Origin of the sequence: Collinsella sp. LCP19S3_A7, from assembly GCF_052121995.1 — a bacterium.
Lineage (GTDB): Bacteria > Actinomycetota > Coriobacteriia > Coriobacteriales > Coriobacteriaceae > Collinsella.
The window spans coordinates 19,800-28,391 of the sequence record NZ_JBQKDE010000022.1 but is presented as its reverse complement, the minus strand read 5'-3'; the positions used below and the strand labels follow the sequence as shown (position 1 = coordinate 28,391).

The following is an 8,592-nucleotide window of genomic DNA, read 5'->3' as shown; positions in this document are numbered from 1 at the left end:
CTCGAAGAGCCCGATCGCCGCCTTCCTGGCCTCGATGTCGTGCTTCACCCTCAAGTCGACTCGCATAAAAAGCCTCCCATTTCTCGTGTCCAAGAAATGGGAGGCAGTTCAAAAAGACTAAAAAGGCCCCAGATTGGGTAGCTAAAAAAGCCCCGTCCCAAAAAGACTACCCTGGGCGTCAGGTTGATTAGTCGTTGGGGACGTTCTTGAATGACTAGTCGTTTAAGAACGTCCCCAATGACTGGGTCGGAAAATTTCTCAAAAAAGTTCTTGCCCTGAGCTGATTCGTCCGTATAATAAACTTCGTTGCTTGAGAGCATGCACCTATTCCTCGGTAGCTCAATGGTAGAGCACGCGGCTGTTAACCGCGCTGTTGTAGGTTCGAGTCCTACCCGGGGAGCCAGAATTTCTCAGCCCAATCTGCTGGGCTTTAAATTCCTCGGTAGCTCAATGGTAGAGCACGCGGCTGTTAACCGCGCTGTTGTAGGTTCGAGTCCTACCCGGGGAGCCAGATTGTAAAACCCGTCGCTTTTGCGGCGGGTTTTTTCATGCCGCGATTGCTTAACGCAAACGTTGCCATATCAACATTTCGTGTCGAGGATGTAATCCCGCGACCCACCACCTCAACATGGCGCGGTCGTTGTAGAATATTGCAATGATTGCTCCCACGACATGGTGCCGCGAGCACCAGATAAGGAGATTCTTGTGTCTGAGACCATTAACGGCAGCCTGAGCGTCTCGAACGACGTTATTGCCGATATTGCCGGTTATGCCGCGATGACGTGCTATGGCGTCGTCGGTATGGCCGAGCAGCTCCAGGGCGCCGAGAGCGTGCGCCTGCTTGCCGGTCAGCGCCTCCGCAAGGGCGTGCTTGTCTCCGCCGACGAGAACGGCCTTACGGTCGACCTTCACGTCGTGCTCGAGAACGGCGTCAACATGAAGTCCGTCTGCCACAATCTTTCGAGCTCCGTTGCCTTCACCCTGCAGGAGATCGCCCAGATCGATCCCGCCAGCCTTAAGATCGGCATTCACATCGACGCGCTCAAGAGCCGTCTGAACTAGCATCCGAAAACGGAGATTCAAATACTCATGATTGTAAAGACCATTCGCACCTGTTTTCCGATCGCTGCGGCTGCCGTTTCCGACAAGGCCGAGGAGATCAATAAACTCAACGTCTTTCCCGTGCCCGACGGCGACACCGGCACCAACATGTCGCTCACGCTCGCCTCGGTGACCAAGGAGCTTTCCGCCCTTCCCGCCGATGCCGATATGGAGGCCATCGCCGGCGCCATCACCCACGGCTCCCTCATGGGCGCCCGCGGCAACTCCGGCGTTATCACCTCGCAGATCCTGCGCGGCGTGGCCGAGGGACTCGTCTCTGCCGATGAGCCCATCACGTCTGCCGACATCGCGCATGCTTTCCGTCGCGCCGTCAAGGTCGCCTTCCAGGCCGTCCGCAAGCCCATCGAGGGCACGATTCTTACGGTCCTGCGCGACGTCTCGACCAAGGCCGACGAGTGCGAGAAGAAGAAGTTCTCGGCCGAGGACGCGCTCGACGCCATCGTCGTCGAGGCCTACCAGTCTGTGGCTCGCACGCCCGACCTGCTGCCCGTTCTGAAGGAGAACGGCGTGGTCGACTCCGGCGCCTTTGGCTTCGCCATCTTCCTGGAAAACTTCGTTGCCGCTGCTCTGGGCCGCAGCACCGTTGTCGAGGATTTCTCCACCACGTTTGATTCCGCTGGCTCTGCCCGCGATGCGGCCCTCGGTCGCGTCGAGATCGAGGCCAACGACGACTGGGAGGGCTCGGAGTTCCGCTACTGCAACGAGTTCCTCTTTAAGGCCGACGCCCCGTTTGACGAGGACGAGTGCCTTAAGTTCCTGGGTTCCATGGGCGACTGCGAGCTGCTCGTGGGCGCCTACCCCGACTACAAGATCCACGTGCACTCCAACACCCCCAACCTGGTGCTCGAGCACATGCTGCAGCTTGGCCAGATCTACGAGGTCTTTATCCACAACATGGAGATGGAGGCCCACGACCGTACCGCCAAGATCCACGAGGACCAGCAAAAGGCCGCCGAGCCCGCCAAGGCCCTGGGTTTTGTCGCCGTTGCCGCCGGTTCCGGTGAGGCCGACATCCTCAAGTCCCTCGGCGTTGACGTGGTCGTTTCGGGTGGCCAGACCATGAACCCCTCGACCGCCGACCTGCTGGGCGCGGTGGACCAGGTCAACGCGACTTCGGTCATCATCCTGCCCAATAACGGCAATATCCGTATGGCTGCCGAGGCTGCTGCTTCTGCCTGCACCGACAAAAAGGTCGCCGTGGTTCCCACCAAGACCGTTCCGCAGGCGTTCTCCGCTCTGTTCGCGGTGCTGCCCGATTCCGAGCTCGAGGACGCCGTTGCCGCCATGGTCGATGCCATCAGCGAGGTTCGCGATGGCGAGGTCACCCGTGCCGTGCGCGATTCCAGCGCCTCTGACGGCTCGCCGATTCACTCCGGTGACGTCATGGGTATCATTGCCGGCTCCATCGACGTGGTCGGCTCCGATGTGAAGCAGGTCACGCTCGACTGCATCAACCGCATGCAGGAGGAAGAGGAGGGCGACGCGCTGACGATTCTGGCCGGCGAGGAGCTGTCCGATGAGGCCTTCCAGGAGATCGTCGACGCCATCGAGGAGGCTCAGCCCGACCTGGAGATTGACGCCCATCGTGGCGAGCAGCCGCTCTATCCCGTGATCTTCTCGATCGAGTAGGCATCTGCCCATGTCCGAGCTGTGCTCCGTGCCGCGCGTCTCGGAGCGCTTTGCCCAGAGCAATGCGCTCGACGAGGATATCGCGCGACTCAAATATGTTTCGGGTAAACGTGAGGAGGCCCTTCGCCGTCTGGGAATTAGGACGGTGGGGGACCTCCTTCTCCATATCCCTCATCGATATCTGGACTTTACACGCTCCTGGTCCATCGAGATGGCGCCTATCGGTACGGTGTGCACGATCGTCGCCACGGTCGATCGTATCGTTCAAAAGCAGCCCCGCCCGCGTATGCAGGTTACCGAGGTCTCGCTTGTGGACAAGACGGGCGTGCTGCAAGTCGCTTTTTTCCGCCAGCCCTGGATTGCCCAGCAGCTCAAGCAGGGCGACCGCCTGGCCGTGATGGGTAAGGTCGAATTTGCCTATGGCTTTAAGCAGATGGCCTCGCCGCATTTCGAAAAGCTCGAGGACGGGCGTGCCGCGGGCACCATCCTTCCGGTTCACTATGTGAGCGACGGTGTGAGCCAGGCTTGGATGCGCCGTATCGTGAGCGGCGCGCTCGAGATTGTCGGCAATCCCTTCGACCCGATTCCCGCGCCCCTGCGCGCCAAGCGTCGCCTTATGAGCAGCGCCCGTGCGCTGCGTTCGATTCACTTTCCCTCAAGTATGGCCGAGCGCGATATCGCGCGCGCACGGCTTGCCTATGAGGAATGCCTCTATCTTCAGCTGGCGCTTCGTCTGCGCAACGACGGCGGTATGGTCGAGGTGGTTCCCTACACCCATACCGCGGGTGGTCATTTGACGGCGCTTAGGCGGGCCCTGCCGTTTTCGCTGAGCGACGAGCAGGAGGCCGCGTTCCAAGACATCCTGCATGACATGTGCGATGGCGACCACGTGATGAACCGCTTGCTGCTGGGCGATGTCGGTACCGGCAAGACCGCCGTCGCCGCCTGCGCGCTGGCAGTCGCGGCCGATTCGGGTACCCAGTCCTGCGTCATGGCACCCACGGGCGTGCTGGCGCGTCAATATGCCGATAAGACCGGCCCTTTGCTCTCGCAGGCCGGTATGTCCTGGGCGCTCCTGACGGGTGCTACCCCGGCCGCCGAGCGCGAGCGCATCCATGCACAGCTGCAGTCTGGTGAGCTCGATGTGCTCTTTGGTACCCATGCGGTCCTTTCGGATAACGTAACGTTTAAACATCTTTCACTCGTCGTTATCGACGAGCAGCACCGGTTTGGCGTGGGGCAGCGCAATGCCCTGCGTGCCAAAGGCCCAGGTGCGGACTTGCTCGTTATGACGGCCACGCCTATTCCGCGCACACTGGCGCTCTCGGTCTATGGTGACCTGGACACGTCCATCATTCGTCATCGCCCCGTTCCCGGGGCCGGCGTCTCGACGCGCGTGCTCACCGAGTCGAGCCGCGACCTGGCCTACGGTGCCATTCGCGAGGCGCATGCCCAAGGACAGCAGGCTTACGTTATCTGCCCGCTTGTGGAGCCGAGTGACTCCGCGGACGATTTGGAAGACGTTCCCGGCATTGCTCGCGACGATGAAGGTCGCGTGACGGTGCCCGTGCCGTTACACGACACCGCGACCGAGCTCGACCGCCTGCGTCTGGCATTGCCGGGGCTTTCCGTCGAGCGTCTTCACGGCCGCATGCCGGCGGGGGAGAAGGACCGCGTGATCGACGCCTTTAAGCGCGGCGAGATCGACGTGCTCGTCTCGACTACGGTGGTCGAGGTGGGCGTCGACGTGCCCAACGCCACCGTCATGGTTATCGAGAACGGCGAGCGCTTTGGCTTGGCGGCCCTGCATCAGCTTAGAGGCCGCGTGGGCCGCGGCAGCGTGTCGGGCACGTGCCTGGTCATGACGCATTCCAAGGGCAATGGCGGTGTGTCTGCTGCGCAAGACCGCCTGCGGGCGCTCGAAAAGACCTCTGACGGTTTTGCGCTTGCGCAGATGGACCTGCGTTTGCGCCACGAGGGCGAAATCTTGGGTTATCGCCAACATGGCGGTGTGACCCTGCGTTTTGTGGACCTGGACGCCGACGAGGATCTTATCGAATGGGCCCATTTGGACGCGGTCGAGCTCTTGCGGTATGCTTGCAACCTTGACTCCGTGGCGACGCGTCCCTTGCGCGATGCGGTCGCCACGCGTTATCGACATATTTTCAAGGAGGTCAGCGGAGGATGAGAATCATCGGCGGTGAATGGCGCGGCCGCAAGATCGAAGAGCCGCGTGGGCGCGATGTCACCCGTCCCACGACCGACCGCGTGCGCGAGGCATGTGCGTCCATGGTCATGTCGGCATTCGATTTCGATCTGGACGAGGTCCGCGTGCTGGATGCCTTTGGCGGCTCCGGTGCCCTGGGAATCGAGATGCTCTCGCGCGGCGCTCGCTCGCTCATCACGTTCGAGATCGATCGCAATGCCGCCCGACTGATCACTAAGAATATCGAGTCGCTGTGTCGCGACCGCTCGCGTTGGCGCGTCGTTACCGGCGATGTGTTGGCGAGCGCCTCGCGCGGCCGTGTTCCGGGCGGCCCCTTTGATCTTGTCCTGCTCGATCCACCCTATGCCTTTGGCGCCGAGCCGGTCGAGGAGCTGCTGCGCAATCTTGCCCAGCAGGGCTTGCTGGCACCAGGGGCCTTTGCCCTGTTTGAGCATGCCGCAAGCGATGCGGGCGCTCATCCGGCTGGTTTTGAGACCGTGCGAGAGAAACGCTACGGCATTACCTCGGTTGACTTGCTGCGCTGGGTGGCCGCGGACGAGTGCGACCATGCTCATGACAGCGATATTGACGAGGACGTGCCTTTGGAGGATACCCATGAATGACACTATCAACCGCGTGATCGTTCCGGGTACGTTTGACCCCATCACGTTTGGTCACATCGATGTAATCCGCCGCGCCCGCCGCATTTTTCCCAGCGTGATTGTCGCCGTGGCGGAGTCGCAGGGCAAAAACGGCGTGGGCACCACCTTTATGCTCGATGAGCGCGTGGCGTTGGCCCGCGAGGCCCTGGGCGATATTGACGGTGTCGAGGTACTGCCCTTTACCGGTCTGTTGGTCGATTTTGCCCGTGAGCAGGGTGCGGGTGCTGTGGTCAAGGGCCTGCGCGCCATGACCGACTTTGAGTACGAGCTGCAGCAGGCGGACCTCAACTATCGCCTGGACAACGAGCTTGAGTCCATTTTTGTCATGAGTGCGCCGCAATACGGCTATATCTCGAGCTCGGTGGTTCGTCAGATCGCATCGCTCGGAAGCGATGTGTCGACGTTTGTGCCGCCCAATGTGGTCGAAGCGCTTAAACATCGCTTTTCGTGACGTTTCATATTGCCTGATGGCATGTGGTAAACTAACACGATGACATGTTACCTATGAAAGGAGACCGGATGCCGGGCGAGAATTTTCCTGGCGACAGGATCGTGAGCCTTGTCGAGGAGCTCGAGGGGCTCATCGAAGAGGCTAAGACGCCGTTCGGCAAGAATGCCCAGATGAAGGTTATCGATGCCGACGTCTTCTTTAACATCCTTGACGAGATCCGTATGAGCTATCCCGAGGAGTGGCAGAAGTCCCGTCGCATCCTCAAGGAGCGCGACGAGCTTATGGCTTCCGCCGCCGCTCAGGCCGATTCCATCATTGCCGATGCTCAGCAGCAGGCACTCACCATTGCCGGTGAGCAGGAGATCGTCCGCTTGGCGCAGCAGCAGGCCGACGATATCCGTGATCGTGCCCAGCAGTACGAGCGCGAGACGCGCTATGCGGCCGAGGATTATGCCGAGCAGGTCTTTACGCATCTCGAGGAGAACCTCAAGAGCCTGACCGGCACCGTTACCCGTTGCCGTCAGCAGCTCAACGAGGGTGCCGCCCAGCAGAACGGTCAGTGGTAATGGCTGAGTTCCCGAGCGTTACCGTCGATCTTTCCGAGCAGCTCGAGTTTCCCGGAGACTCGTATCCGCTGACCGGCAAGGTCGATGTCGCCACCTACACGGTGGGCGAGAAGGAGTACCAGCTGCAGGACGGCATTGCTTACGACGTGGTTTTTACCAATGCGGGCACCGGTGTTCTGCTCTCCGGCATGGTTCGAGCGCACGCCACCGGCGAATGCGATCGCTGCCTTGAGCTCGCCTCGTTTGATATCGCCGGCGAGATCGAGGAGTTCTACCTCTTTGAGGAGCCCGAGGATCCCGAGGCCTACGAGGACGGTTACGAGCTTTTGGGCGAGGACCGCATTGTCGATCTGGGGGAGCCCATTAACGACGCCGTTGTCATGGACACGCCGTTTGTGGTGCTCTGCAAGCCCGATTGCCGCGGCCTGTGCCCCACCTGCGGCATCAATCTCAACGTCGAGCAATGCGATTGCGCCGCCCAGGCCGAGGCCGAATGGGCCGCTGCCACGGAAAATCCATTTGCAGCATTGAAGAATCTCAATCTTGATGAGTAAAAATGTGGTAGTATCGCTACTTGCGCGTAATCGCCACACTGGATAGTTCATAAGGAAGGTCACTATGCCCGTACCTAAACAAAAGCAGGGTCGTATCCGCACCCATACCCGTCGTTCCGCCAACATGAAGATCTCGGCTGCGGCTCAGTCCACGTGCCCCCGTTGCGGCGCTGTCAAGCTCCCGCACCACGTGTGCCCCAGCTGCGGTTTCTACAAGGACCGCGAGGTTATCGTTACCGAGTAACTGTATACTCTGGATACGATGCCGTTCCAACTGGAACCACAATGGCCGGCTCAATGAGTCGGCCATTTTTGTATAAGGAGCACTTGAAATGAGTAACGTTCGCGTTTGTGTAGACGTTGTGGGCGGAGACGAGAAGCCCCAAGTTGTCCTCGACGGTATTGAGGCCGCGCTTGCCGCCGATCCCGATATCGAGGTCATTGCTGTTGGCCCCGCCGATATCGTCAACCCCTTTGCCGCGGCGCACGCGCGTGTGGAGGCTCTGGAGGCCCCCGATGTCATCGCCATGGACGACGATCCCATCCGCGCCGTGATGACCAAGCGTAAGTCTTCGATCGTGCTTGCCTGCCGTGCTATTAAGAAGGGCAACGCGGACGCGTTTTTCTCCGCGGGGTCGACCGGCGCCATGACGGCTGCCGCCACCGCCTACGTGACGCCGTTTAGATATTTGGTAGAGGGTAAGAAGCAGCCGGTGCGTCCATGCCTCACCAATGCGCTGCCCAACCGCGCCGGTGGCCTTACGGTACTGTGTGACATGGGGGCCAACCCCGATGTCGAGGTCGACGACATGGTTCGCTTTGCCCAGATGGGTGCAGCCTATGCCCGCGTGGTCCTGGGCATCGAACATCCGCGTGTGGGCCTGCTCGGCAACGGCACCGAGGACGAGAAGGGTTCCAACTTTACCAAGGCGTGCTTCCCGGCTATGAAAGCCGCGGTCCCCGGTTTTGTGGGCAACTGCGAGGGCACCGATCTTACGTCGGGCAATTTTGACGTTGTGGTCGCCGACGGCATGTCGGGCAATATTGCGCTCAAGGCAACCGAGGGCGCTGCCAAGTTTTTGCTGCAAGAGCTCAAGGGCGCCTTTATGTCTTCGCTCGGTACCAAGATCGCCGCGCTGCTCATCAAAAAGCAGATGCGCCAGATGAAAGCCAAGCTCTCGGGCGATGCCAAGGGCGGCGCGATCCTGCTGGGCCTTCGCGGCGTCGTTTTGATTGGCCATGGCGCCACGTCGGCCGAAGCCGTTAAGAACGGTACACTCGCCGCGGCTCAGGCCGTTCGAGCCGGGCTTATCGAAAGCATTGCCAATTCCATGGAAGGTATCGTTTAGCAAGAGCTCCGTTACGTGGCTCAAGCTATGCATCGTGGGGTAGAATCGGAACC

Annotated in this window: 9 protein-coding genes and 2 tRNA genes; all 11 read left to right on the top strand. The window is 60.6% G+C overall.

What is annotated here, in order from left to right; all coding sequences use genetic code 11:
- Window positions 1-328 precede the first annotated feature (328 nt).
- The 11 genes from ACTQV3_RS08635 to plsX all read left to right on the top strand — a co-directional run bounded on the left by ACTQV3_RS08635 (window position 329) and on the right by plsX (window position 8,539).
- Window positions 329-403 (top strand) — tRNA-Asn (locus ACTQV3_RS08635).
- A 33-nt stretch (window positions 404-436) separates the two neighbouring features.
- A tRNA-Asn gene (locus ACTQV3_RS08630) sits at window positions 437-511 on the top strand.
- A 161-nt stretch (window positions 512-672) separates the two neighbouring features.
- Window positions 673-1,062, top strand: a complete 390-nt coding sequence (locus ACTQV3_RS08625; RefSeq protein WP_187361832.1) for an Asp23/Gls24 family envelope stress response protein — start codon at window positions 673-675, stop codon at window positions 1,060-1,062.
- A gap of 27 nt (window positions 1,063-1,089) precedes the next feature.
- A complete protein-coding gene (locus tag ACTQV3_RS08620; RefSeq protein ID WP_427728121.1) occupies window positions 1,090-2,751 on the top strand; it encodes a DAK2 domain-containing protein in 1,662 nt (553 codons plus the stop codon).
- Window positions 2,752-2,761: 10 nt separating this feature from the next.
- The gene (recG, locus tag ACTQV3_RS08615) at window positions 2,762-4,939 is read left to right on the top strand and encodes an ATP-dependent DNA helicase RecG (protein ID WP_441536172.1); all 2,178 of its coding nucleotides are present in this window, start codon (window positions 2,762-2,764) and stop codon (window positions 4,937-4,939) included.
- On the top strand, window positions 4,936-5,580 hold the full coding sequence (gene rsmD, locus ACTQV3_RS08610; RefSeq protein ID WP_441536174.1) for a 16S rRNA (guanine(966)-N(2))-methyltransferase RsmD: 645 nt from the start codon (window positions 4,936-4,938) through the stop codon (window positions 5,578-5,580). The genes recG and rsmD overlap by 4 nt, the downstream gene beginning before the upstream one ends.
- Window positions 5,573-6,070 carry a pantetheine-phosphate adenylyltransferase gene (gene coaD, locus ACTQV3_RS08605; RefSeq protein ID WP_154515440.1) on the top strand — a complete coding sequence of 166 codons (498 nt, stop codon included), beginning with the start codon at window positions 5,573-5,575 and terminating at the stop codon, window positions 6,068-6,070. The genes rsmD and coaD overlap by 8 nt, the downstream gene beginning before the upstream one ends.
- Window positions 6,071-6,138: 68 nt before the next feature.
- Window positions 6,139-6,636, top strand: a complete 498-nt coding sequence (locus ACTQV3_RS08600; protein WP_154515443.1) for an ATPase — start codon at window positions 6,139-6,141, stop codon at window positions 6,634-6,636.
- Window positions 6,636-7,190 carry a YceD family protein gene (locus tag ACTQV3_RS08595; protein WP_154515446.1) on the top strand — a complete coding sequence of 185 codons (555 nt, stop codon included), beginning with the start codon at window positions 6,636-6,638 and terminating at the stop codon, window positions 7,188-7,190. Before ACTQV3_RS08600 ends, ACTQV3_RS08595 begins: the two co-directional genes overlap by 1 nt.
- A 64-nt stretch (window positions 7,191-7,254) precedes the next feature.
- Window positions 7,255-7,434 (top strand): 50S ribosomal protein L32, encoded by a 180-nt coding sequence (gene rpmF / locus ACTQV3_RS08590; protein WP_022094017.1) that lies wholly within the window; start codon window positions 7,255-7,257, stop codon window positions 7,432-7,434.
- 88 nt (window positions 7,435-7,522) lie between these two features.
- The gene (plsX, locus tag ACTQV3_RS08585; RefSeq protein WP_154515449.1) at window positions 7,523-8,539 is read left to right on the top strand and encodes a phosphate acyltransferase PlsX; all 1,017 of its coding nucleotides are present in this window, start codon (window positions 7,523-7,525) and stop codon (window positions 8,537-8,539) included.
- Window positions 8,540-8,592 lie beyond the last annotated feature (53 nt).

Excerpts from the sequence above, each read along its gene's own strand:
- ACTQV3_RS08625 (WP_187361832.1), top strand. The coding sequence starts at position 673 with ATGGTGCCGCGAGCACCAGATAAGGAGATTCTTGTGTCTGAGACCATT.
- ACTQV3_RS08620 (WP_427728121.1), top strand. The coding sequence starts at position 1,090 with ATGATTGTAAAGACCATTCGCACCTGTTTTCCGATCGCTGCGGCTGCC.
- recG (WP_441536172.1), top strand. The coding sequence starts at position 2,762 with ATGTCCGAGCTGTGCTCCGTGCCGCGCGTCTCGGAGCGCTTTGCCCAG.
- rsmD (WP_441536174.1), top strand. The coding sequence starts at position 4,936 with ATGAGAATCATCGGCGGTGAATGGCGCGGCCGCAAGATCGAAGAGCCG.
- coaD (WP_154515440.1), top strand. The coding sequence starts at position 5,573 with ATGAATGACACTATCAACCGCGTGATCGTTCCGGGTACGTTTGACCCC.
- ACTQV3_RS08600 (WP_154515443.1), top strand. The coding sequence starts at position 6,139 with ATGCCGGGCGAGAATTTTCCTGGCGACAGGATCGTGAGCCTTGTCGAG.
- ACTQV3_RS08595 (WP_154515446.1), top strand. The coding sequence starts at position 6,636 with ATGGCTGAGTTCCCGAGCGTTACCGTCGATCTTTCCGAGCAGCTCGAG.
- rpmF (WP_022094017.1), top strand. The coding sequence starts at position 7,255 with ATGCCCGTACCTAAACAAAAGCAGGGTCGTATCCGCACCCATACCCGT.
- plsX (WP_154515449.1), top strand. The coding sequence starts at position 7,523 with ATGAGTAACGTTCGCGTTTGTGTAGACGTTGTGGGCGGAGACGAGAAG.